Raw genomic sequence first — 25,137 nt, 5'->3', positions numbered from 1 at the left:
AAAGGGGGACCCATCATGACGACAAAAAAATTGCTGGCGGTGATTGGTTTGTCTATTGCCGGAATTCTTCTGCTGATCGCAGTTTTCACTTCCTGGTATACAGTAGATGAATCGGAACAGGCGGTCATCATAACGTTTGGTGTAGCCAATGAAACCGTCACCGAAGCAGGATTGCATTTCAAGATGCCTTGGCCGATCCAAAAAGCAGAGATCCTGTCAAAAGAAACCTATAGCCTGCAATTCGGCTATAACCAAAACGAAGAAGGCGAGATCGTCGCTTTCGATAAAGAAACCAAGATGATCACAGGAGACGAAAATATTGTCCTGACGGATTTGGTGGTCCAATGGAAAATCACCGATCCGAAAAAATACCTGTTCAATGCAGAAGCGCCTCAGGACATTCTCCATGACGCAACATCTGCCTCGATCCGCTCCATCATCGGCAGCTCGCTGATCGATGATGCACTGACATCCGGTAAAGCGGAAATCGAAGCGGAAACACGCGATCTGCTTGCTTCATTAATTGAGAAATACGATATCGGCATTACGGTCCTGGCGGTCAAACTTCAAGACGTGGAGCTGCCGAACGAAGAAGTACGCGCAGCGTTCACCAATGTAACGGATGCCCGGGAAACGATGAACACAAAAATCAATGAAGCAAGAAAATACGAAAACCAGAAACGCAATGAAGCACTCGGTGAAAAAGCGGCCATCAATTCACGTGCAGAAGGACAGAAAGTCTCACGGATTCAGCAGGCGACTGGAGACGTAGCGCTTTTCGATAAACTGTTCGTGGAGTATGAAAGCAATCCGGAAGTCACCAAACAACGGATCATCATGGAAACATTGGAGTCGGTCCTGCCGAACGCTAAATTGTACATCATGAACGATGAAGGCGGCACGATGAAATACTTGCCGCTTGATGGACTCCAGACCGCCGTCCCACCAGCGGCTGAGACAGAAGAAGAAGGGGGCGGCAACTGATGGAACCGAACAAACCCTTAACTGAAGTAAAGAAATACAATCCATATGAGAAACCAAAAAAGAAAAAAGAACCGAAAGATCCGATTGACTTCAAGAAATACTGGAAATTGATTGTCGGGCTGGTTGTAGCATTCTCTCTTCTTCTCATCGTCCTGACGAATGTGTACATCGTAAAGGAAAATGAATACCGGGTCGTGCGCCAGTTTGGAGAAGTCGTGAAAATCCAGGAAGAACCGGGCATCAAAATGAAAGTCCCATTTATCCAAAGTGTCACAACCTTGCCGAACTACCAAATGACCTATGACGTTTCGGAAGCGGAAATCAATACGAAAGACAAAAAGCGCATCATCATCGACAATTATGCGGTATGGCATGTGGTGAATCCGCTTGAGTTGATTTCGAATGCCGGAACAATTGTCAATGCTGAAAGCCGGATGGAGGAATTCATTTATTCTGTGGTCCGGACAGAGCTTGGACAATTGAATTACGATGAAATCATCAACGATGAAAATTCTTCCCGCGGCAGTTTGAACGATAATGTTACAGCGAAAGTCAATGAATTGCTGGAAAAAGACCAATACGGTATCCGGGTGATGGATGTTCGCATCAAACGGACGGATTTGCCGGAAGAAAACGAGCAATCGGTTTACACGCGGATGATCTCAGAACGTGATTCCACAGCTCAGGATTACTTATCCCAGGGAGATGCGAAAAAACGTGAAATCGAAGCACAGGCTGACCGTGAAGCGCAGGAAGTGATTGCGACTGCACGCAAGGAAGCCGCGCTGATCCAGTCGGAAGGTGAATCGGAAGCTGCTAAAATCTACAACGCATCCTTTTCGAAAGATCCGGAATTCTATGAACTCTACCGTTCATTGGAATCCTATAAGAAAACAATCGGTGACGATACGGTGATTATTCTGCCGTCGGATTCACCATACGCGGATATCCTATCCGGTAATTTCGAATAAGGCTGCGGCCGTCATTTCTCTTCTATTTGCCCGCGTGGTAAAATAAAGGGAATGACGGCTTTTTTTATGGAAAGGGGTAATTTTGTGGCAAAGAAAATACTTTTATTAGATGGGAACAGTTTGGCATATCGTGCGTTTTTCGCCTTGCCGCTGTTGACCAATGAAAGCGGCATTCACACGAATGCGGTATATGGATTTACGATGATGCTCCAAAGAGTATTGGAGGAAGAAAAGCCGACGCACATGATCGTGGCTTTCGACGCGGGGAAAACGACTTTCCGCCACAAGACCTTCAGTGAATACAAAGGGGGACGGCAAAAAACGCCGCCTGAGCTGTCGGAACAATTTCCTTATTTGAAGAAGTTGATCGACGCTTACCGGATCAAGCGCTACGAATTGGAAAATTACGAGGCGGACGATATCATCGGTACCTTGAGCCTGGAAGCGGAGCGGGAAGGCGACGAGGTGGTGGTCATTTCAGGAGACAAAGATTTGACGCAATTGGCTTCACCTTCCACAACGGTTTACATAACGCGGAAAGGCATCACCGATATCGAGAAGTACACGGTTGAGCATATCAAAGAGAAATACGGCCTTACGCCTAACCAAATTATTGATATGAAGGGCCTGATGGGCGATGCGTCCGACAATATCCCCGGTGTCCCGGGTGTGGGCGAAAAAACAGCGCTGAAACTATTGGCAGCACATGGCTCGGTTGAAGGGGTATACGAAGCCATTGATCAACAAAAAGGCAAGATGAAAGAAAAATTGGTCGCCAATGAAGACCTTGCCTACATCAGTAAACAACTGGCGACAATCGAACGCAATGCACCGATCGACATCAAAATCGAGGAATTGAGCTATGCAGGGCCTGATCAAGACGAATTGGTGAAGGTTTGGAATGAACTGGCGTTTAAATCTTTATTGGAAAAAATGGAATACACGGCAGAAGAGACCGTCAAAGAAGAGCTGGAATTCGAGGTGCTGGCGAGCATCGATCCGGAAATCTTGAAAGATGAGATGGCGGTACATCTGGAGCTGTACGACGAGCATTACCATAGTTGCGACCTGCTTGGGGTTTCGTTGTCCACAGAATCGGAAACCTATGTGATTCCGATGGATGTCGTTGACCAGTCGGAGGAATTCCGTGCCTGGTTCAAAGACCCGTCGAAGAAAAAATTCATGGCGGATTCCAAAGCAGCGACGGCAGCGTTTCTGCGCTGCGGCATTGAATTGAAGGGCGTCGATTTCGACTTGATGTTGGGTGCTTATATTGTTAATCCATCGTTGACCTACACCGATATGGCGAGCATCGTCCAGGAATATGGCTATGCCGATGTCTCGACTAATGAACAGATTTATGGAAAAGGTGCAAAGAAGAAAGTGCCTGAAGCATCGATCCTCAACGAGCACATTGCCAGAAAAGCGCGCACCATCTGGAAAGTGCGTCCGCTGGTCATGGAAAAACTCGAAGACAACGAGCAATTCGATCTATACGATAAATTGGAGCTTCCACTTGCGACGGTTTTGGGCCAAATGGAATCGCTCGGCGTTATGGTCGACCGCAACCAATTATCCGAAATGGGCAAGGAGTTGTCCCATAAGCTGGAGAAAATCGAGTCGGATATCTACAGCTTGGCCGGACAGCAATTCAACATCAATTCCCCGAAACAATTGGGTGTGGTGCTGTTTGAAAACCTGGGATTGCCGCCATTGAAAAAAACCAAGACAGGCTACTCGACAGCAGCCGATGTTCTGGAAAAACTGGAAGGCCAGCATGAAATCATTTCGCATATCCTGCTGTACCGCCAATTAGGCAAACTGCTCTCTACTTATATAGAAGGTTTATTGAAGGAAATCCATAAGGACGGCAAAGTCCATACGCGTTTCCAGCAGGCACTGACGACAACAGGCCGACTCAGTTCGACCAATCCGAACCTGCAGAACATCCCTGTGCGCCTTGAAGAAGGCCGCAAGATCCGTAAAGCTTTTGTACCTTCCGAACCGGGCTGGGTGATGGTTGCGGCCGATTATTCGCAGATCGAATTGCGTGTCCTTGCAGATATGTCGGAAGACGAACGTTTGGTCCAGGCCTTTAAAGATGACCGCGATATCCATACGACAACCGCCAGTGATGTTTTCCATGTCCCTGAAGAAGAAGTGACCGGAGACATGCGGCGCGCAGCAAAAGCCGTCAATTTCGGGATTGTCTATGGCATCAGTGATTATGGCTTGTCCCAAAACCTGAATATCACCCGCAAAGAAGCAGCGGCATTCATCGAACGTTATTTCGCCAGCTTCCCAGGCGTCAAAAGCTATATGACCAATATAGTGTCGGATGCCAAGCGTGACGGGTTTGTCACGACCTTGATGAATCGCCGGCGTTATTTGCCGGACATCACCAGCTCGAATTTCAACTTGCGCAGTTTTGCAGAGCGCACCGCCATGAATACGCCGATACAAGGTAGTGCAGCGGACATCATCAAAAAAGCGATGATCGATATGGATGCCGCGTTGGAGCGCGAAGACATGCAGACGCGCATGCTGCTGCAGGTGCACGATGAATTGATTTTCGAAGCGCCGCCGGAAGAACTGGACAAGTTGATGGAATTGGTTCCTCAAGTGATGGAGAACGCAGTGAAGCTGAGCGTTCCATTGAAAGTGGACATCGCGCATGGCGATACTTGGTACGATACTAAATGACAGGAGGGCAACGATATGCCTGAACTTCCGGAAGTGGAAGGTGTCGTTCGGCAGATCCGCCCTGTTTCCATTGGGAAAAAAATAGAGGCAGTAAGCGTTTCAGAGACCATCCGTGTTTCCAAAACGAATGGCAAAGAAGCGATCATCAAACGGATGGAAGCTGATCGTTTCATCGAAAGCCTGGTCGGGGCGCAAATCATCCGTGTCGAACGACGGAGTAAGTATATTTATTTTACCTTAAGAAATGAAAACGAATTTTTATTGGTCAACCATTTAGGGATGTCCGGAGCCTGGTTCTATGTCGACCAGCTCCAGTCCATCCCAGAGGATAAATTCCGGCGCCATGTCCATGTGGTGCTGACCTTGAGCGATGGAAACCTTCTGGCTTTTTCTGATATCCGCCGTTTCGGGGAAATGAGGGTATTGCAGGAAGAGGGAGATTTCCCGCCTTTGCTGCTGATGGCGCCGGAGCCTTTTGAAGCCGTAGCGCTTGATCATTTCCTGATCATGGCAGAAAGTCCGAAGTATAAGAACAAAGCGATCAAGGAAGTCATCATGGATGGACAGGTCATTTCGGGCTGCGGCAATATTTATGCTACTGAAGCACTTTTCAAGATGAAGATTCATCCGAAGCGTTCAGCCGGCCGCATCAGCAAGAAACGAAAAGTAGCGTTATTTGAAGCGATTGTCGCCATTTTGCTGGAAAGCATTGAAGCAGGGGGCAGTACGATATCAGATTACCGGAATATCAATGGTGAATCGGGCAGTATGCAAAACCGTTTCGCTATGTACGGAAAAAAACAGTGCATGGTTTGCGGTACGATGACGAAGACCTTAAAAATTGGAGGACGGGCGTCAGTCTATTGCCCGGCATGCCAGAAATGAGGATGGATGATGATCATAGGATTGACAGGCAGTATTGCCAGTGGGAAAAGTACCGTATCAGACATGCTGAAAAATGCAGGCTATCCGATCATTGATGCTGATATGGTCGCCCGTCTGGTTGTAGAACCGGGCTCCGAGACCCTGGCGCAGATAGCCCAGGCGTTCGGCCCCGACGTGATACAAGCAGACGGGACAATGGACAGGGCAAAAGTAGGCGAAATCATCTTCAACGATCCGGCCAGCCGGAAAATATTGAATGAACTTATCCATCCGGCAATCCGTCAGGAAATGCACCGGCAGCGCCAAGAATTTCTGGCGCAAGGCTTCAAGACAATCGTTATGGACATTCCTTTACTGTTCGAAAGCCGCCTGCAGCACCTGGTAGACAAAATTCTGGTCGTCAGCGTGACGGAAGAAAACCAGTTCAGCCGACTAATGGAGCGGAATGGCTTTTCAGAAAAAGAGGCACGGGCACGCATCAGTTCCCAGTTGCCCATGTCAGTAAAAGAAGATGGAGCCGATGCCGTCATCTATAACAACGGATCACTGGATGAAACGAAATGGCAATTAAACAGAATTTTGGAGAATTGGCAGGCAAGCCCTGAAAAAGAATAAAAGATCTGTTGTTTTAAGGTTCTCTAAATAGTTAATTGTGTTATACTATATAAGAAATTAAAAACATGAGTATAACTTAATTATAAACGGAGGACTCCTACATGACAGTTTCTATTGCAATTAACGGATTTGGCCGTATTGGCCGTATGGTTTTCAGACAGGCGATAATGATGGATGATGTCACGATTACGGCAGTCAACGCCACTTATCCCGCTGAGACCCTTGCGCATTTAATTAAGTATGACACAAATCACGGCACCTTCGCTGGTGACGTATCTTCAGAGGAAGATGCATTAATTGTTAACGGGAAACGAGTTCAATTGGTAAGTGAACGCGACCCATTGAATCTGCCATGGAAAGAAATGGGCATTGATATCGTCATCGAAGCAACCGGAAAGTTCAACGCTCGTGAAAAAGCTGCGCTTCATTTGGAGGCAGGAGCTAAAAAAGTGATTCTGACGGCTCCCGGGAAAAAAGAGGACATCACGATTGTCATGGGAGTCAATGACGACAAATTGGATATCGATAAGCATGACATCATTTCCAATGCGAGCTGCACGACCAACTGCCTGGCACCGGTCGTAAAAGTGCTCCATGACAAATTTGGTATTGAAAACGGCTTGATGACCACCATCCATTCCTATACGAATGACCAGCAGAACCTGGACAATCCCCACAAAGATCTTCGACGTGCACGTGCATGCGCGCAATCGATCATCCCTACTTCTACGGGTGCTGCGAAAGCGCTGTCACTGGTGATGCCGGAACTGCAGGGCAAACTGCATGGTATGGCGTTGCGGGTACCGACTCCGAATGTCTCCCTGGTTGACCTGGTTGTCGACCTGGAGACAGATGTGACGATCGAGGAAATCAATCAGGCGTTTGAAGAAGCCTCAGAAAATGGGTTGGAAGGAATCTTGAGTTTGACGATGGAGCCATTGGTTTCAGTGGATTTCAACAGCAATCCGAAATCGGCGATTGTTGATGGATTGTCTACGATGGTCATCGGAAGCCGTAAAGTGAAAGTTTTGGCTTGGTATGACAATGAATGGGGATATTCCGCACGTGTCATCGATTTGACGAAAAAAGTCGCAAAGGCTTTGGTGTTGGTTTCTAAATAAGGTTATTCACCCCGGTACTCCGGTTTTATCTGGAGAACCGGGGTTTTTTATGGAAAATTTATTGAAAAAAATTCAGGATTAATAAGATATTATTATTGCATTTACAATAAATCCGTTTTATACTATGAATCGTAGTTGAAAAACGGCTACCACTTCTGAATTTCCATCATGCATCTCGGAATTAGGAGCGTAAGATTTTTTATTCACATGACTGCTTAAAGGGTTAGGACCTCTTTGGACTAACTTTCCCCCGTGGTAGTCAACTTTGAATATTTTGCGCAAAAACCAAAATGATATCAAAGGGGGAAAACGAACCATGGAAACAATGGGACGTCACGTAATTGCAGAACTTTGGCAGTGTGATTTTGACAAATTAAACGATATGGATTTTATCGAACAAACTTTTGTTGATGCAGCACTCAAATCTGGAGCTGAAGTAAGAGAGGTAGCTTTTCACAAATTCGCACCACAAGGTGTCAGCGGAGTTGTGATTATCTCTGAATCTCACTTAACCATCCACAGTTTCCCGGAACACGGCTACGCCAGTGTAGATGTTTACACTTGCGGTGACCTAGATCCTACAATTGCAGCAAAGTATATCGCAGAAGCGCTAGGGTCAACCTCAAGCGAGCTTGTCGAAATTCCGCGCGGTATGGGTCCAGTCAGTGTTGAGAAATCCAAAGTTTCAGTAACTGTATAATCCATTTAGCAAAAAAAAGTAAGCAGGGGATAAATTCCTCTGCTTTTTCTATTTTCCCGAAGAATTTTTGTTATACTAGATACACTAGATAGAGAATTTAGGGAGATGTCAAAATGAAATGTCCAGCTTGCCAACATAACGGCACACGTGTTGTCGATTCACGGCCAATAGATGAAATGAAGTCAATCAGAAGGCGCAGGGAATGTGAATCATGCGGATATCGCTTCACCACTTTTGAGAAAGTGGAAGAGATGCCGCTGATTGTCGTCAAAAAAGACGGCTCGCGTGAAGAGTTCAGCCGTGAAAAAGTCCTGCGTGGGTTAATTCGCGCATGTGAAAAGCGGCCTGTATCTCTGGAAGTATTGGAAGAAGTGGTCTTTACGATTGAGAAAGACCTTCGCCGGGCGGGCAATCCGGAAGTGAAATCCGAAGAGGTCGGGGAGTTGGTCATGAACCGGCTGGCAGCAATTGACGAGGTGGCTTACGTGCGCTTTGCTTCTGTGTATCGCCAATTCAAAGACATCACTGTTTTTATCGACGAACTGAAGGATTTGCTGAATAAAAGTCCGGAAGACAAGAAAATCGACTAGGCGGTGACTTATGACTGCATTTTATAAAGAACTCCAGCCTGCCGATCCGTATCGCATCCGGTTGCCGTATCCGTTTTCGAATTATGACCGGCAGCTGCTGACTTTGCTGTATCAGCCCATGGTCGGGGCAGAAGCTATTGCCTTCTACTTGACGCTTTGGGCTGAAGGGGAAGCGTCCAAGGATGAAACCACCCATTATACATTGATGAACACATTGGGAAATCCCATTTCAAAAATCTTTGAAGCAAGAATTCAGCTGGAAGCGATCGGATTGCTGAAAACCTACCGGAAAGACACTGGCGACCGCTGCTTCATCTATGAATTATGTCCGCCGCTCGATCCGAAAACCTTTTTTATGGATCCTCTCTTATCGATGTTCCTGTTCAGTAAAATTGGCGAAACGTCTTACCGGCGGGTACGGGACCGTTTTGTGGTGCACAATGAAATTCCTTCTGATTTTAAAGAAGTGTCACGGACCTTTACGGATATTTTCCAGCCGGTTCATGCGAAAGCAGGCTATCCGGCTGAAAAGCAGGATCTGCAGAGACGGGAAAAAGGCGGCTACGAAGCCGATTCCGATTTTGATTTCGGACTTCTCCGGCAAGGGTTATCGGAGCAGCTTGTTCCGAAAAGAGTACTGACTGCAACTATCAGAGATTTCATCCCCAAATTGGCTTACTTGTATGGATGGGGACCATTGGAGATGCAGAAGGTCATCTTGTTGGCCATTGAAGACGATTATACGTTGACGGTGGAAGGCCTGAAGAAATCGGCATCCGAATATTATAAGCTGACGGTTTCGACCACTGCACCACAACTTGTACAAGTCCATAAAGAAGCGCCGAAGCTGACAGAAGGAACACCGAAAACAAAACAGGACGAATTGCTTGTTTACTTGGAGACAGCACCGCCAATCCAAGTCCTGCGCGATATTGCTGATGGCAGTGAACCGCTGCCTGCTGATGTCCAGCTTGCCAATCAATTGGTCGTCACCCATGGCATGGAGCCGGCTGTCGTCAATGTCTTGCTTCAATATGTCCTGCTGCGCACCGATATGAAACTGACCAAGGCCTATGTGGAAAAAATCGCTTCTCATTGGCTGCGGAAGAACGTCACCACTGCTAAAGAAGCAATCGAGCTTGCGCGAGTTGAGCATACGCAGTATATGAAATGGAAGTCGGAAGGTTCGCCCACAACAGTGGCCAAACCGTTTACCAGCAATGGCAACCGAAAACCGGTGCGTGAAGAAAAGCTGCCGGAATGGTTCCATAAAAAAGATGAGGCGCCAGCCGCCAAGACAGAGCCTAGAAACGAAAGCCTGGAAGTGGAGAAGCAAAAACTTCTTGCGAAACTTGCGCTTAAGAAAGGAAAAGGTGGTTAAATGGAACCGATTCGCGAAACGTTAAAACGTGTGGTCAATGCGCCTGCTTTCTCTGAGCGTTATAGTGAAATGCGCAAGGAAGTACTGGAACACCCAGGTGTCCAAAAATTCCTGGAAGACCATGCTGAGGAAATTGACACAGCTACCATCGATAAAGGACTGGGGAAGCTATACGAGTATATCGACCAGTCCCATGATTGCAATAAATGCCCAAGCTTGGGCGCTTGCATCAACCATCTAAAAGGCTTCGAACCGAACCTGGTGTTGGAACGGGGAAATATCGGCATCTCCTATACCAAATGCCGCTTGAAAGACGTCAACGACAATAAACGCCATGCTTCTTCTTTGATCCACAGCATGTATATGCCGAAAGAAGTCATGCAGGCGACGCTATCCGGATTTGATTTGGACGATAGCCGCATGGAAGCATTCCGCGCAGTCGGTGATTTCCTGGATCAGGCGACTGGCCCTGACAACCTGCCTGAAAAAGGATTATACCTTTATGGGCAATTCGGTATCGGCAAATCGTATTTACTCAGTGCAGTAGCTAATGAACTGGCGGAGATCAATGTTAAATCCGTACTGGTCTTCGTTCCTGAATTCATGCGTGAAATGAAACAGGCGATCGGTGACCAGACCTTGCAGGAAAAAGTCGACTACGTCAAAAAAGCGGATGTCCTGATGCTTGATGATATCGGAGCGGAAGCGATGTCGAGCTGGACCCGTGATGAAGTTCTGGGGACGATCCTTCATTACCGGATGTCCGAAAAACTGCCGACTTTCATGTCGTCGAATTTCAGCTATTCCGAACTGGAATACCATCTGACCTATTCACAGCGCGGCGAAAAAGAAGATTTGAAAGCTGCGCGCATCATGGAGCGGATCCGTGCGTTGACCACACCGGTTAAGCTCGACGGCCGCAACCGACGAAATTAAGCTCCGGAACTATTGCGTTTTACGGCGTTTCGGTTTATAGTAAAAACAATCGAACCAAGATTTTACATGCCTAGACAAGGACATGAGCGGATTTGTACGACTTTCAGAGAGAGAAGCCCTGGCTGCAAGCTTCTTAAGTACCGGCAATCCCGCTTACCCCCTTCGAGCAGCAGCTGTGAACAGTCTCCTCAGTAACAGCTGACGGAACCGGCCCGTTAGCCGATGCAGAGCTTCATTCCGAACGGATCTGTCCGTTTTGAATAGAAGAAGGGTGGAACCGCGAGCTAAAGCTTCGTCCCTTTTGGGATGGGGCTTTTTTGTGTGGAGAAAAAAGAAAAGCGGAAGCGGCCGTCAAGGTTCGACAGGCGTAAGACAGACCGGCTATGTGGCGTTCTTTGCCACATAGTTGGGTTGGCTTATGACCCGAGAACCTGGCCGCTGCAGCTGGACAATGAAAAGCGGAAATGGCCGCTTTGCTCTGACAGGCATAAGATGGACTTCCGAAGCGGCGCTTTTGCCGCATAGGAAGGACAGCTTATGACCCGAGGAGCAGGCCGCTGAAGCTGGACAAAGAAAAGCGGAAGCGGCTGTTCAGAACCGACAGGCTTAAGGTGAGCTGCCGAAGCGGTTTTGCCGCACAGGCTAAAAAGTGAAAGTGCCTGTCCAGCTCTGACAGGTGTAAGAGGGTCTGGCGAAGTGGCATGTGTTCAGCCGCACAGCCAGAGTGGCTTACATCCCGAAGAGCTAGGCACTGTAACTGGATTCAGATTAACTTAAGACCCCGAGGTTCTAGCCGCTGGAGCTGGACAACGAAAAACGGAAATGCCCGGCCAGACCCTGTGGCAGAGGCATTTCCAACAGATCTAATTAAAAGGAGAGATTGGCATGGCAGACATGATTCAACTGAAATTCCCTGATGGGGCAGTAAAAGAGTTTGAACAAGGCACAACTACTGAAGAAATCGCACAATCCATCAGTCCGGGATTGCGCAAAAAAGCATTGGCCGGAAAAGTTGGCGGCAATTTGGTCGACTTGCGTGCACCATTGAAGGAAGATGGGGAAATCGCCATCATCACACCTGAATCAGATGAGGCGCTGGAAGTTCTGCGCCACAGCACTGCGCATCTATTGGCACAGGCAATCAAGCGGATGTATCCGGATGCGAAGCTGGGTGTCGGTCCAGTTATCGAAAATGGCTTCTATTATGATATCGATACTGAGACAGCGATCACTTCAGAAGATTTGCCGTTGATTGAAAAAGAAATGAAGAAAATCATCAATGAAAATGTCGAAATCATCCGCCATGACGTGACTCGTGCAGAAGCACAAAAACGATTCGCGGCTATTGAGGATCCGTATAAATTGGAACTTCTTGAAGCGATTCCCGAAGATGACCAAGTGTCCATCTATGAACAGGGCGACTTTTTCGACCTTTGCCGAGGCATTCATGTGCCATCAACAGGCAAATTGAAAGAGTTTAAATTATTGAGCGTTGCTGGTGCCTATTGGAGAGGGAACAGCGACAACAAAATGCTTCAGCGCATCTACGGAACTGCCTTTTTCAAAAAAGAAGATTTGAAAGCTCATCTTGAAATGCTGGAGGAAGCGAAAGAGCGCGACCACCGCAAAATCGGGAAAGAACTGAATTTATTCATGAACTCTCAAAAAGTCGGACAAGGTTTGCCGATGTGGCTACCAAAAGGCGCGACAATCCGCCGCATCATCGAACGTTATATTGTCGATAAAGAAGAGCGTTTGGGCTATGACCACGTCTACACTCCAGTAATGGGCAGCGTGGAATTGTATAAAACAAGCGGACATTGGGATCATTACCAGGACGATATGTTCCCAGTCATGAAAATGGATAATGAGGAATTGGTGCTGCGCCCGATGAACTGCCCGCATCACATGATGATTTTCAAACAAGGCATCCATTCATATCGCCAGATGCCGGTCCGTATTGCGGAACTGGGATTGATGCACCGCTATGAAATGTCGGGTGCTTTGTCCGGATTGCAGCGCGTCCGCGGAATGACATTGAATGATGCTCACATCTTTGTCCGTCCAGACCAGATCAAGGAAGAATTCAAACGCGTCGTCAATCTGGTGGTTGACGTCTACAAGGATTTTGACATCAAAGATTATTCATTCCGTTTGTCTTACCGTGATCCAGCGGATAAAGAAAAATACTTTGACGATGATGCAATGTGGAACCGTGCACAAGCCATGCTGAAGGAAGCGATGGATGAGTTGGAAATCGATTATACAGAAGTTGAAGGCGAAGCCGCGTTCTACGGACCGAAAGTGGATGTTCAAGTGAAGACAGCTCTTGGCAAAGAAGAAACGTTGTCGACTGTCCAGCTTGATTTCCTTCTGCCGGAACGTTTTGACCTGTCGTATATCGGCGAGGACGGCAAACAGCATCGTCCGGTCGTTATCCACCGTGGAGTCGTTTCAACAATGGAGCGTTTTGTCGCATTCCTGATCGAAGAATACAAAGGAGCATTCCCGACATGGCTTGCACCGGTTCAGGTGGAGATGATTCCAGTATCGCTCGATGCACACAGTGCTTATACAAAAGAGCTGCAGGAAAAACTGCAGAACCACAAAATTCGCGTGGATATCGACGAGCGTGACGAAAAGCTCGGCTATAAGATCCGTGAAGCACAGATGCAGAAAGTGCCTTATATGCTTGTCATCGGCGATAAAGAACTGGAAGATGGTTCTGTAAATGTCCGTAAATACGGCGAACAGAAATCCGAAAGCATGGCTTTTGATGACTTTGTAAAACTGGTTCAAAGCGAACTTCGCTAGAATGGTTGACAGGTCCTGAGGCACGTGATACTATGAATAAGGTTATAGAATACTTATATGTGCAAGCAGGAGCACCCGCTTCTCACCTGATCGACCGATTGTTGGCAGGTATACACGATTGACTTTTACACGCAGAAAGAAGCGTGTTGTCATATTTGCGGGTGGACCTCTGTGGTCCATCCGCTTTTGTTTTGATCGGAACCCTGTAAACCGGTTCGGCCGGTTCACACATTTAAGCTATTCGCGACACTATCCGGAGGTGGATTACTATTAGCAAAGACATTAATGTAAATGACGGTATTCGTGCACGTGAGTTGCGAGTTATTGATCAAAACGGTGAACAACTTGGCATCAAAACACGTAACGAAGCACTTGAAATTGCAGCTCGTGTCAACTTGGATCTTGTTCTTGTGGCTCCTCAAGCTAAGCCGCCGGTTGCTCGTATCATGGACCATGGTAAATTCAAGTTTGAGCAGCAGAAGAAAGATCGTGAAATCCGTAAAAATCAGAAAGTGATAGTCGTCAAAGAAGTACGCTTAAGCCCTTCAATTGACGATCACGATTTCAACACGAAACTTCGCAACGCGATCAAGTTCCTTGAAAAAGGCGACAAAGTGAAAGCTTCTATTCGTTTTAAAGGCCGTGCGATTACGCACAAAGAAATCGGACAACGTGTACTTGAACGTTTCGCAGAAGCGTGCAAAGAAGTTGCTACGGTTGAACAGCGCCCTAAAATGGATGGTCGCAGCATGTTCTTGATGCTTGCACCAGTCAACGAAAAAGAATAAGAGATCATTGTTTAGGAGGAATTCGAAATGCCGAAAATGAAAAGCCACAGCGGTGCGTCAAAACGTTTCAAAAAAACGGGTACTGGTAAAGTAAGACGCAACAGCTCACATACTAGCCACTTATTTGCAAACAAATCAACTAAGCAAAAGCGTAAACTTCGCAAAGGGAAATTAGTTTCTTCAGGCGACTTGAAGCGCATCAAATCATTAATCTATAACATGAAGTAAAAACGAAAAGCGAAAACGGCCGTTCAGCTCCGGCAGACTTAAGATGAACTTCCGAAGCGGCGTTTTTGCCGCACAGGAAGGGCAGCTTAAGACCGAGGAGTTGGCCCGTTGGAGTCTGGACAAGACCGAACAAAAATCGAATTTTATATATTCAGCAGGAGGTAATGTGATATGCCACGCGTAAAAGGTGGAACAGTGACGCGCCAGCGTCGTAAAAAGGTCATTAAATTAGCAAAAGGTTATTATGGTGCAAAGCACATCCTTTTCAAAGTAGCAAACCAACAGGTAATGAAGTCAGGTAACTATGCTTACCGTGACCGTCGCAACAAAAAACGTGATTTCCGTAAATTATGGATTACACGTATCAACGCAGCAGCTCGCATGAACGACATTTCATACAGCCGTCTTATGCACGGATTGAAAGTTGCGGGCATCGACATCAACCGCAAAATGCTAGCTGAAATCGCTGTATCTGATGCAGCTGCATTCACAGCATTGGTTGACCAAGCGAAGCAAGCAGTAGCTAAGTAATAAAAGCGTAAGCGCCTGTCCAGGCCCGACAGGCTTAAGGCGGACCATCGAAGCGGCGTTTTTTGCCGCATAGATGGGCTGACTTAAGACCCCGAGGGGCTAGGCGCTGAAGCTAAATCGTAATAAAAGCTGAAATGACCGTTATGCTCCGACAGGCATAAGATGAACTTCCGAAGCGGCGCTTTTTGCCGCATAGGAAGGGCAACTTATGACCCGAGGAGCAGGTCATTGAAGCTAGATCGTAATAAAAGCGTAAGCGCATGTCCAGAACAGCCCATAGACCATCACACAACTAGAAAGCTGCAATGCTCAGGCGTTTAGCGAAACAATAAAAAAGACTGACGAATCTTCGTCAGTCTTTTCTTATGGAGGAAAACACGATGTTTTTTATTATCTTCGGCTATTTTGCAATTTTAACGGTGATGGCCTTTGCGATGATGAAGGTCGACAAACACCAGGCCCAACGCCGCGGTCAGCGGATTCCGGAAAAAAATCTATGGGCTGTGGCGATTTTCGGCGGCGGTATCGGCGCCTATTTGGGCATGATGGCGTTTCGGCATAAAACCAAGCACACCAACTTCCGAATCGGCTTTTTAGTATTGGCGATGCTGGATATTGCCATTCTCATCTGGAGCTACCAGAACTTTTATACTGGGTGAGTGCCCGGCTCATTCTTCTTGCTTCATTAAACGTTCAATCGGATTTTTCCAGTTGATGCGGGCTTCCGGATAGTTCATCAAGATTTCCTTTTCGAGAAATTGGAAATCTTCTTTTGTGAAGCCCTGTAATTTATCGGGATTTTCCACCCATACAAAAATGGAAACCACTTCGAATGAATTTTCAGTAGTGCCCAAGTATTTTTCACCTTCGAACAGCACGCCGCGAAGCGCAATGAAAAAGTTTTTCTGCACATTTTTCACGTCATCCAGAAAATAATAGGTTCCTGATTCAAGAGCGGCATCCAATTTCCTTTTAGGATCTACGATATAACGGATCAATCGGTAAAATAAGTAGATGATCAATGCCAGTACAATGAGGCGTATGAGAAAAGCCATTTGAATTACCTCCTAGGTTACATAGTCCTACTAGTTATTATACGAGTGAAAAGTAGTTTGGTTTCAAGATTTATTCTATTAAAAGGAGAGATTTTTATGAAATTGCAGGAATTATTCAACATGCAGGAAGAACTGGATCGCTTTATCCAATCAAACCAGGAAATCAATGAAGATGTTTTTCGCAAAAAGGGCTTGGCTTTATTAGTGGAATTGGCGGAACTGGCGAATGAAACACGTTGCTTCAAGTTTTGGAGCACGAAAGGCCCTTCTGAGCGATCTGTCATTTTGGAGGAATACGTCGATTCAATCCACTTCCTTTTGTCGCTTGGGATCGAAAAAGATTTGAACTCGCTGGAGATTTGGCCGGACCCAGTGGCAGAAAAAGATTTGACGGAGTTGTTCCTGCTGACGCAAAAAGCCATACAGGAATTTCTGGAGAATTATTCGATGACCAATTTTATGGAGATCTGGAGTTGCTACGGGGGATTGGCGTTGGCGCTGGAATTCACTTATGACGAAGTGCTTGAAGCTTATATCCAAAAGAACAAAACCAATTATGACCGCCAGCGTAACGGTTATTGATAGAATGAATGTTTTGATAACTGTTCAGAATTGCACTATAATAGGTAAGCAATGAATTACTTAGGAGGTCGAAATAATGTCTAATTTGGATGAAACACAATTGATGTTAAAAGAATTGACGGATGCGAACGCCATTCCCGGAAATGAGCGCCAATCGCGTGAAGTCATGAAAAAATACATAGCGCCATTTGCCGACTCGATTGAAACAGATGGTTTGGGAAGTTTGATTGCGAAAAAAGAAGGACTGGCTGACGGACCCAAAATTATGGTCGCTGGCCATCTAGATGAAGTCGGATTCATGATTACTCAAATCGATGAAAAAGGCTTTTTGAAATTCCAACCGGTAGGCGGCTGGTGGTCACAGGTGATGCTGGCGCAGCGCGTGACCATCACTACTCGCAAAGGCAAGGAAATCACGGGTGTAATCGGTTCGAAACCGCCGCATATCCTATCGCCGGAAGCGCGTAAGAAACCTGTCGAGATCAAAGATATGTTCATTGACATCGGTGCATCGACACGCGAAGAAGCGAAGGAATGGGGAGTCACTCCAGGAGACATGGTCACACCGTATTTTGAATTCACGGTGATGAACAATGAAAAACTGCTGATGGCGAAAGCCTGGGATAACCGTATCGGCTGTGCGATTGCGATTGATGTCCTAAAAGGATTGAAAGGCGTCGACCATCCGAACGTCGTTTACGGAGTGGGTACGGTCCAGGAAGAAATCGGTTTGCGCGGCGCTAAAACGGCGACCGCTCAAATCCAGCCGGATATCGGATTCGCAGTAGACGTAGGCATTGCCGGCGATACACCGGGAATCACCAGCAAGGAATCCAACAGCAAAATGGGCGATGGTCCGCAATTATTGTTGTTCGACGCCTCAATGGTCTCCCATCGCGGTTTGCGCGAACTGGTTGTGGATACTGCCGAAGAAGCCGGCATCCCGTATCAGTTCGAAACGATTGCGGGCGGCGGAACAGATGCCGGATCGATCCATTTGACGGCAAACGGCGTACCCGCTTTGGCGATCGGCGTAGCGACACGCTATATCCACTCGCACGCAGGCATCCTGCACCGCGACGATTACGAAAACGCAGTGAAGCTGATCATCGAAGTGATCAAAAAGCTTGATAAAGAAACAGTAGCCCGTATTACATTCGAATAAATAAGTGGAACCCCTTCGCGTCGGTGAAGGGGTTTTTTTGTTGGTTGCGGCTATTCTGCAAACAAACTATCGGATTGCGCAAACAATATCCGGTATACCGCAAACAACTCGCAACTTAGCGCAAACAAACGCCTTTATTCCGCAAACAAACAAATATCAGAAGCGTCATACCGCAAAAAATGTACACTATACTTGACTAAATGTTAAGTATAGTGTACATTTTGTACTATATACCGAACATTTCATTGGAAAGGATGAAGCGGATGCTTAAGAACCGCGTAAAAGAACTACGGGCTCGATACGGTTTCACGCAAAGTGATCTTGGCAAACAAGTCGACGTCACCCGTCAGACGATTGCGTTTATTGAGAAAGGGGAATTTTCCCCGTCGATCACACTGTCGTTGAAGCTGGCAAAGGCGCTTCAAACAAACGTCAATGAATTATTTTGGCTGGAGGAGGATAGCAATGAAAAATGATTTTCGTATGCAGTATCCGTTGTGGATGATGGGTTTTATTGTGGTGCTGGGGATGTTCGCCTATGGCGTCAGTTCGCCGGCGACAGAAATAGTCAATACAGAAACGGTGCAGAGCATTTCAATAGAGCTTGGACCCATCGCCGGATTTTTCGCTGTGGGGGCAGCCGCACTTTACATTTTATTGCTGGCAGGTTTCATCTTCCAGCTGACACGCCATAACAGAAAGAATCCGACGCAGAAAGTCTCTGCCTTCTCAATCCGGCCTCCTGAATACCTGGAACAGGACGAGGGAATGACGTATATTACACGAAAAGCGTCTCAGAAAGTCTACACGTTCATGTCCTGGAGCCTGCCGATGCTAGCGGTGTTTGCCATATTTTCTCCATTGCCGAACCTGTTTACCGTTTGGGGAATTCTGCTGATTGCCCTAATCCAATACCTAATCTACTATCTGGAAATCCGTAAGCATTTTAAGGAGGAAACCGAATGATTTATGAATATCTGCTGGTCTTTTTGGGAGCCGCGATTCCCTGGTTCGAAATCGCTCTAGTAATTCCACTTGGCATCATCTGGGGCTTGTCGCCGTTTTGGGTGATGGTAGTGGCGTTTGTGGGCAATATGCTGACGGTGTTGGCATTGATCATCGGTTTCGACCGCTTCCAGATCTGGTACAACAAACGCCAGGAAGCGAAAGGAAAAGCCAGTACGAAAAAAAGTGAACGCGCGAAACAAATTTGGAATCGGTACGGCTTGCCTGGCCTAGCCATGCTCGGACCTATTCTGATCGGTACCCATATCGCAGCATTCATCGGGATGACGCTGGGGGCAACGAAAAAGAACACAACCGTTTGGCTGACCATCAGCATTGCGGTTTGGACATTGGCGTTCGGCATTTTGACTGCTCTCGGCTTTGATTTCTTCACGAGGGAAATCTAAGCTGTGTCCAGACTCCAGCGCCCAGCCCCCAGCCCCTCGAGTCGCTTCAGCCTTTCCAGCAATGGAAAAGGACGCCATTACCGTAAAGGCTTCCAGCGCTTGTCGGGGCTAGATGGGCGCTTCCGCTTTTCTGTATGCTATACTTGAACTACTCTGAAATAAAGGCGTGATCCTGTAATGAAAAGAATCGAATCGAACCAAAACTCACTCGTCAAGCATTGGAAAAAGCTTGGGACGACCCGGAAAGAGCGTGATAAATTTGCGGAATTCCTGGTGGAAGGCTTTCATTTGACGGAAGAGGCATTGAAGAAAAAAGAACTTGTTAAAGCATTGATTGTCCGTGAAGGTGTAGACATTCCAGCGGATTGGGATATTGAAGGCGTTGCACATTACTCCGTGACAGCTGCTGTAGCGAAGGAAATATCGGAAACCGAGCATACGCAAGGAATTTTCGCGCATTGTGCGCAGCCTGAGTTTACGGAAGACGAACAGAAATCCTGGACCAAGCTCCTGATGATCGATGCTGTCCAGGACCCGGGCAACATCGGCACGATGATCCGCACCGCATCGGCGAGCGGCATTGATGCTGTGATTCTTGGAAAAGGCTGTGCAGATCCATTTAATCCGAAGACCGTCCGTTCGGCGCAAGGATCGCATTTCCAGATTCCCGTCGTCAAAGGGGAATTGATCGATTGGACCGCACAGGCCAAAACAAACGGCATCAAAATCTTCGGGACGGCGCTGCAAAATTCAACGCCGGTACATGAAGCGGAAACGCATGAACAGTTCGCGTTGATCGTCGGCAATGAAGGCAGCGGCGTCGATCAAGTATTGCTGCAGCAGACAGACCAGAATTTGATGGTGCCGCTTTACGGCAGCGCAGAATCCCTGAATGTTGCAGTTGCTACAGGCATTCTTTTGTACAGCCTGGTGCCGAAAAACTAAGTTTGATAAAAATCGTGAACTTTCGTATAATGAAAGAGTAAATAGAAGTAAAAGCGAAGAACGGGAAAAGTACGTTGCGCCCTTACATCCCAGAGATTCTGCACCTTGACTGGAAGTGTGGATATGTAAACGCCTCAGAAGTTCACCCCGCGAGCTGCCCGACGGGACCAGTAGAGATGCTGTAAAGATGGGCCGGTGAAGAGCCGTTATGTAAATGAGTGATTGCTGTATGGCGATAACTAGGGTGGTACCGCGAATAATGCCTCGTCCCTTTTCTGGGACGGGGCTTTTTACTGTCTAAGGAGGAGAAAAGAATGGAAGCACAATTGCAGGAATTGAAAACACAGGCACTCGAAAAGATCGCCGAAGCTTCAAACGTTAAAGAATTAAATGACGTCCGTGTGGCGTATCTCGGGAAAAAAGGGCCGATTACAGATTTATTGAAAGGCATGGGGAAACTCCCAGCTGAAGAACGTCCAAAAATGGGCGCATTGGTCAATGTGGTTCGCGAAGAAGTGACAACTCAGCTAGAGGGCCGTATGGTCATTCTGGAAGAGGAAGCGATCAACCAGAAGCTGCAAAGCGAAACGATCGACATCACGTTGCCGGGACGTCCTGTCAAAACAGGTAACTCGCATCCGTTGACGCGTGTTGTGGAAGAAATTGAAGACCTGTTCATCTCCATGGGCTATGAAGTTGCAGAAGGCCCGGAAGTGGAAAAAGACTATTACAATTTTGAAGCTTTGAACTTGCCGAAAGGCCATCCGGCACGTGATATGCAGGATTCCTTCTATATAACAGAAGATATTTTACTGCGTACACACACATCACCGGTACAGGCGCGGACGATGGAAGCAAAAGGCGGCGAGCCGATCAAAATTATCTGTCCGGGTAAAGTCTACCGCCGCGACAGCGATGATGCGACGCATTCGCATCAGTTCACGCAAATCGAAGGATTGGTCATCGGGGAAGATATCCGCATGAGCGACCTGAAAGGGACGCTTTCCGTATTCGCCAAGAAAATGTTCGGAGACGACCGTGAAATCCGTCTTCGCCCGAGCTTCTTCCCGTTCACGGAGCCTTCCGTAGAAATGGATATTTCCTGCTTCAAATGCGGCGGCAGCGGCTGCAACGTTTGCAAGAAAACAGGCTGGATCGAAATTCTGGGCGCTGGAATGGTGCATCCGAATGTTCTTGAAATGGCCGGCTATGACTCGAAACGCCTGACTGGATTCGCTTTCGGCATGGGCCCTGAGCGTATTGCCATGTTGAAATACGGCGTCGAGGATATCCGTCATTTCTATACGAACGATGTCCGCTTTTTATCCCAATTCCAACGTACAGAACTTTAAGGAGGAAATAAACCATGCTCGTATCCATTAACTGGTTAAAAGACTATGTAAATACACAACAATTGCCACCCGCTGAACTGGGTGAAAAAATAACGCGTTCCGGCATCGAAGTGGACGCAGTCATCGACCGTTCGCACGGCATGACAAATATCGTCGTCGGCTATGTGGAGTCGTGCGTCAAACATCCGGAAGCGGATAAACTATCGATCTGCCAAGTCAACGTTGGCGAAGAAACAACTCAAATCATCTGTGGTGCACCGAATATCGCTGCTGGCCAAAAAGTCATCGTTGCACGACCTGGAGCGAAACTTCCTGGCGATATCAAAATCAAAAAAGCGAAGCTTCGCGGAGAAGAATCGCATGGTATGATCTGTTCGCTGCAGGAGCTGGGTATTGAAGGCAAGCTGGTGCCGAAAGCATACGCTGAAGGCATTTACGTATTGCCGGAAGACGCAGAAACCGGTTCTGACGTCATCACCAATTTCGATTTGGATGACACGGTGCTGGAACTAGGCTTGACGCCGAACCGCGCAGACGCGATGAGCATGCTTGGAGTCGCTTATGAAGTGGGTGCAATTCTTTCTGAAGAAGTGCAGCTTCCTGAAATCAGCTACAAAGAAGCATCCGACACAGCAGCGTCCATACTGACATTGAATGTCGATGCACCTGAAGCCAATCCGCTCTACGTAGCGAAAGTGGTCCGCAACATCAAAGTGCAGGAATCGCCGATGTGGCTGCAGCAGCGTTTGATGGCAGCGGGCGTCCGTCCGCATAATAACGTGGTCGACGTCACCAACTATATTTTGATGGAATACGGCCAGCCGCTTCACGCATTCGATTACGATGCATTGGACAGCGGCAATATAACCGTTCGCCACGCCAAAGAAGGCGAAATGATAACGACGTTGGACGATGCTGAACGTAAATTGTCCGGCCATCACTTGGTCATCACCAATGGCGAAAAACCAGTGGCGATTGCCGGCGTCATGGGTGGTGCCAATTCGGAAGTCAGCGAAACGACGACAACTGTTGTCATCGAATCCGCTTATTTCGCATCGGCTTCTGTCCGTCAAACTTCGAAAGACCACGGACTTCGCAGTGATGCAAGCTCGCGCTATGAAAAAGGTGTGGATCCGAACCGCGTCATTCCGGCCGCAGAACGTGCAGCGCAATTGCTGTCCGAACTTGCCGGCGGGGAAGTGCTCGCTGGGTCAGTGGTATTCGACGAGTTGAATAAAGAAGAGAAAATCGTTAAAGTTTCACCGGATTTCATTAACAGCCGTCTGGGTATGAAAATTGCTTTTGAAGACATGCTGGATATTTTGAACCGCCTGAAATTCAACACAGCCGCAGCAAACGGCCAATTGGTCATTTCCGTGCCGACACGCCGCCAGGACATCCAGATTCCTGAAGATGTCGTGGAAGAAATCGCCCGCCTGTATGGCTACGATGAAATTCCTGCAACGTTGCCGGAAGCGGAAACCACGCCGGGCGGATTGACGCCTTACCAGGCCAAACGCCGCATTGTCCGCAATTTGATGGAAGGCGCCGGTTTGCTGCAGGCGACGACGTATTCACTGACTTCCGAGAAGTCGGCGAAGCAATTTGCTTTGGAAGAAACGGAAACGACGCGCCTGTTGATGCCGATGAGCGAAGAGCGCAGCATCCTGCGCCAAAGTTTGCTTCCGCATCTTTTGGAATCCGTCACGTACAACACCGCTAGAAGAATGGATTCTGTGGCTTTGTATGAAACCGGTTCGGTCTTCTTGAAAGGCAGCGACGAATTATTGAACGAGCAGGAGCATCTGGCGGTTGCCATGACCGGTCTTTGGCTCGACAACAGCTGGCAGGGTGAGAAAAAGCCCGTCGACTTTTTCGTCCTGAAAGGGATCGTAGAAAGTCTTGGCAATAAACTCGGTGTCCAATTAACATTCGAACGTGGCCAAATGGATGATCTGCATCCAGGCAGAACGGCATTCATCATGCTGGACGGCCAACGCATCGGCGTTATGGGCCAATTGCATCCATCCGAACAAAAAGCGCGCGACTTGAAAACGACAGTTGTCATGGAATTGAACCTGGCAGCGCTGTTGAATCTTGAAACAGAAGCATTGGTCTACACGCCAGTGCCGCGCTACCCGTCCATGTCACGTGATGTGGCATTGGTCCTTTCCAAAATCGTCGAAGCGGGAACGATTGAAACCGTCATCCGCAACGCAGGAGGCAAGCTATTGAAAGATGTCCGCGTATTCGACCTTTACGAAGGCGATAAAATGGAAGAAGGCAAAAAATCAGTCGCTTTCTCCTTGACCTACTTCGATCCTGAGAAGACGTTGACGGACGAAGAAGTCATCAATGCACATGAAAAAGTAATGGCAGCCTTGACGGAAGTCGGCGCTGAGCTTAGAAACTAAAATGATTCGATAGTAACGAGTTAAAAGGATGGACCCACAAGGTTCATCCTTTTTTCTTTATTTAGTAAGTAAACTGATTCATTTAATTTACTATTTATAGGTCTTTTTAATTTAAAACCGGATAAATTGTGGTAGTATTTAACTATCTTAGTTAATGGAGGTTCTCTTGTGAAGAGGCTGATGCAAAATGAAAAAGGGTTGACGTTAGTTGAAATATTGGCAGCTTTAGTGATTCTGGGAATTGTTCTTGTCAGTGTAATGAGTTTCTTTACCCAGTCGGCGAAGTTTACAGCGCATAATAATGAGAAGTTGACGAATGTACAAGTTGCGGAAGAAGTGATTGCTGAAGTACGAGAAGGTGCATATTTGAGTAGTGAAAGTTTTACGAGAGAAGATGAATACTTTGTTGAAATTATCATACAACCGGGTCCAAGTGATTTAAATCTTGCAACTGTTACAGTAAGGTCGCCATCTGGAGCTGGAATCGATGATCCCGAATTTACTACACAAATGTACTTTGAGGCGTCATTATGAAAAGTGAAAAAGGTATTACTTTAGTCGAACTGCTGGCCGCCTTGGCTATACTGGGCATAATTGTGGTCGCAATTATGTCTGTCTTTTCTACCGGTGCAAATTCTTCTGAACGGACTGCTAGCCGTCAGCAACTTCAGCAAGAGGCAAATTTGATTGTGGAACAAATTCGGACAAGCTATTTAGAAAATGAAAAATCTGAGTTAATTCCAGATAAGTTTAAGGTGAAAATCGTTGGTGATGAATTGAAGATTACAACAATAGATAATGTGATGACGAAAACTTTATCTACTGACTATCAATATAAATTAGCCGAGGCTCCAGGAACAGCAGAGAGAATTTTGGATAGAACTAAAGCAACGCAATTTTATTTAGAAATTTGTTCAAATGATCAATGTCATGAATTACAAACGTCTTTCAGTAAGTTAAATTAG

26 protein-coding genes and 2 other annotated features are annotated in these 25,137 nt (G+C 47.1%); of the genes, 25 read left to right on the top strand and 1 reads right to left on the bottom strand.

What is annotated here, in order from left to right:
* Positions 1-15 precede the first annotated feature (15 nt).
* The 15 genes from hflK to Q0785_RS13365 all read left to right on the top strand — a co-directional run bounded on the left by hflK (position 16) and on the right by Q0785_RS13365 (position 15,906).
* Complete coding sequence (gene hflK / locus Q0785_RS13435; RefSeq protein ID WP_298830538.1) at positions 16-984, top strand: FtsH protease activity modulator HflK; 969 nt, start codon at positions 16-18, stop codon at positions 982-984.
* Positions 984-1,955 (top strand): protease modulator HflC, encoded by a 972-nt coding sequence (locus Q0785_RS13430; protein WP_298830536.1) that lies wholly within the window; start codon positions 984-986, stop codon positions 1,953-1,955. The genes hflK and Q0785_RS13430 overlap by 1 nt, the downstream gene beginning before the upstream one ends.
* Before the next feature lie 66 nt (positions 1,956-2,021).
* Positions 2,022-4,658, top strand: coding sequence for a DNA polymerase I (gene polA / locus Q0785_RS13425; RefSeq protein ID WP_298830533.1), 2,637 nt, complete (start codon positions 2,022-2,024; stop codon positions 4,656-4,658).
* Positions 4,659-4,673: 15 nt separating this feature from the next.
* On the top strand, positions 4,674-5,543 hold the full coding sequence (mutM, locus tag Q0785_RS13420) for a bifunctional DNA-formamidopyrimidine glycosylase/DNA-(apurinic or apyrimidinic site) lyase (protein ID WP_298830531.1): 870 nt from the start codon (positions 4,674-4,676) through the stop codon (positions 5,541-5,543).
* A 9-nt stretch (positions 5,544-5,552) separates the two neighbouring features.
* The gene (gene coaE / locus Q0785_RS13415; RefSeq protein ID WP_298830529.1) at positions 5,553-6,158 is read left to right on the top strand and encodes a dephospho-CoA kinase; all 606 of its coding nucleotides are present in this window, start codon (positions 5,553-5,555) and stop codon (positions 6,156-6,158) included.
* Between the two features lie 101 nt (positions 6,159-6,259).
* Positions 6,260-7,279, top strand: a complete 1,020-nt coding sequence (locus Q0785_RS13410; RefSeq protein WP_298830527.1) for a glyceraldehyde-3-phosphate dehydrogenase — start codon at positions 6,260-6,262, stop codon at positions 7,277-7,279.
* A gap of 316 nt (positions 7,280-7,595) precedes the next feature.
* Positions 7,596-7,979, top strand: a complete 384-nt coding sequence (gene speD, locus Q0785_RS13405) for an adenosylmethionine decarboxylase (RefSeq protein WP_191716028.1) — start codon at positions 7,596-7,598, stop codon at positions 7,977-7,979.
* 113 nt (positions 7,980-8,092) lie between these two features.
* Positions 8,093-8,569 (top strand): transcriptional regulator NrdR, encoded by a 477-nt coding sequence (nrdR, locus tag Q0785_RS13400; RefSeq protein WP_215098881.1) that lies wholly within the window; start codon positions 8,093-8,095, stop codon positions 8,567-8,569.
* Positions 8,570-8,579: 10 nt separating this feature from the next.
* Positions 8,580-9,950: a DnaD domain protein gene (locus tag Q0785_RS13395; protein WP_298830523.1), complete on the top strand. Its 1,371-nt coding sequence runs from the start codon at positions 8,580-8,582 to the stop codon at positions 9,948-9,950.
* Positions 9,951-10,886, top strand: coding sequence for a primosomal protein DnaI (gene dnaI / locus Q0785_RS13390; protein WP_223638428.1), 936 nt, complete (start codon positions 9,951-9,953; stop codon positions 10,884-10,886).
* Positions 10,887-11,771: 885 nt separating this feature from the next.
* On the top strand, positions 11,772-13,700 hold the full coding sequence (gene thrS, locus Q0785_RS13385; protein WP_298830520.1) for a threonine--tRNA ligase: 1,929 nt from the start codon (positions 11,772-11,774) through the stop codon (positions 13,698-13,700).
* 57 nt (positions 13,701-13,757) lie between these two features.
* Positions 13,758-13,898: a sequence feature (ribosomal protein L20 leader region), on the top strand.
* Between the two features lie 83 nt (positions 13,899-13,981).
* Entirely contained in the window at positions 13,982-14,488 is a 507-nt protein-coding gene (gene infC, locus Q0785_RS13380; protein WP_191716076.1) for a translation initiation factor IF-3, read from the top strand.
* Between the two features lie 27 nt (positions 14,489-14,515).
* A complete protein-coding gene (rpmI, locus tag Q0785_RS13375) occupies positions 14,516-14,716 on the top strand; it encodes a 50S ribosomal protein L35 (RefSeq protein ID WP_006831131.1) in 201 nt (66 codons plus the stop codon).
* A gap of 171 nt (positions 14,717-14,887) precedes the next feature.
* Positions 14,888-15,247 (top strand): 50S ribosomal protein L20, encoded by a 360-nt coding sequence (gene rplT / locus Q0785_RS13370; protein WP_146557605.1) that lies wholly within the window; start codon positions 14,888-14,890, stop codon positions 15,245-15,247.
* 380 nt (positions 15,248-15,627) lie between these two features.
* Positions 15,628-15,906, top strand: coding sequence for a DUF1294 domain-containing protein (locus tag Q0785_RS13365; RefSeq protein ID WP_298830513.1), 279 nt, complete (start codon positions 15,628-15,630; stop codon positions 15,904-15,906).
* A gap of 9 nt (positions 15,907-15,915) precedes the next feature.
* Here Q0785_RS13365 and Q0785_RS13360 read toward each other — a convergent pair whose 3' ends face one another.
* Entirely contained in the window at positions 15,916-16,302 is a 387-nt protein-coding gene (locus tag Q0785_RS13360) for a sigma-w pathway protein ysdB (protein WP_223638419.1), read from the bottom strand.
* 96 nt (positions 16,303-16,398) lie between these two features.
* On the opposite strand from Q0785_RS13360, the gene Q0785_RS13355 reads away from it, so the two are divergent.
* The 10 genes from Q0785_RS13355 (at position 16,399) to Q0785_RS13310 (ending at position 25,137) form a co-directional block, all read left to right on the top strand.
* Positions 16,399-16,884 carry a dUTP diphosphatase gene (locus Q0785_RS13355; protein ID WP_298830511.1) on the top strand — a complete coding sequence of 162 codons (486 nt, stop codon included), beginning with the start codon at positions 16,399-16,401 and terminating at the stop codon, positions 16,882-16,884.
* Between the two features lie 76 nt (positions 16,885-16,960).
* Complete coding sequence (locus Q0785_RS13350) at positions 16,961-18,049, top strand: M42 family metallopeptidase (protein ID WP_298830509.1); 1,089 nt, start codon at positions 16,961-16,963, stop codon at positions 18,047-18,049.
* Between the two features lie 263 nt (positions 18,050-18,312).
* Complete coding sequence (locus Q0785_RS13345) at positions 18,313-18,525, top strand: helix-turn-helix transcriptional regulator (protein ID WP_223638410.1); 213 nt, start codon at positions 18,313-18,315, stop codon at positions 18,523-18,525.
* On the top strand, positions 18,515-19,015 hold the full coding sequence (locus Q0785_RS13340) for a hypothetical protein (RefSeq protein ID WP_223638408.1): 501 nt from the start codon (positions 18,515-18,517) through the stop codon (positions 19,013-19,015). Before Q0785_RS13345 ends, Q0785_RS13340 begins: the two co-directional genes overlap by 11 nt.
* The gene (locus Q0785_RS13335) at positions 19,012-19,461 is read left to right on the top strand and encodes a small multi-drug export protein (protein WP_298830507.1); all 450 of its coding nucleotides are present in this window, start codon (positions 19,012-19,014) and stop codon (positions 19,459-19,461) included. Before Q0785_RS13340 ends, Q0785_RS13335 begins: the two co-directional genes overlap by 4 nt.
* A gap of 177 nt (positions 19,462-19,638) precedes the next feature.
* A complete protein-coding gene (locus Q0785_RS13330; protein WP_298830505.1) occupies positions 19,639-20,406 on the top strand; it encodes an RNA methyltransferase in 768 nt (255 codons plus the stop codon).
* Between the two features lie 47 nt (positions 20,407-20,453).
* Positions 20,454-20,681 (top strand) — a binding site (T-box leader).
* Positions 20,682-20,720: 39 nt separating this feature from the next.
* On the top strand, positions 20,721-21,758 hold the full coding sequence (gene pheS / locus Q0785_RS13325; protein ID WP_223638402.1) for a phenylalanine--tRNA ligase subunit alpha: 1,038 nt from the start codon (positions 20,721-20,723) through the stop codon (positions 21,756-21,758).
* A gap of 14 nt (positions 21,759-21,772) precedes the next feature.
* Positions 21,773-24,172 carry a phenylalanine--tRNA ligase subunit beta gene (gene pheT, locus Q0785_RS13320; RefSeq protein WP_298830502.1) on the top strand — a complete coding sequence of 800 codons (2,400 nt, stop codon included), beginning with the start codon at positions 21,773-21,775 and terminating at the stop codon, positions 24,170-24,172.
* 168 nt (positions 24,173-24,340) lie between these two features.
* The gene (locus Q0785_RS13315; protein ID WP_298830500.1) at positions 24,341-24,706 is read left to right on the top strand and encodes a type II secretion system protein; all 366 of its coding nucleotides are present in this window, start codon (positions 24,341-24,343) and stop codon (positions 24,704-24,706) included.
* Positions 24,703-25,137 (top strand): type II secretion system protein, encoded by a 435-nt coding sequence (locus tag Q0785_RS13310; protein ID WP_298830498.1) that lies wholly within the window; start codon positions 24,703-24,705, stop codon positions 25,135-25,137. The genes Q0785_RS13315 and Q0785_RS13310 overlap by 4 nt, the downstream gene beginning before the upstream one ends.

The organism is uncultured Planococcus sp. (assembly GCF_947501725.1).
Classification (GTDB): domain Bacteria; phylum Bacillota; class Bacilli; order Bacillales_A; family Planococcaceae; genus Planococcus; species Planococcus donghaensis_C.
The sequence above is the reverse complement of the archived record's forward strand: the minus strand, read 5'-3'. Positions and strand labels throughout refer to the sequence as shown.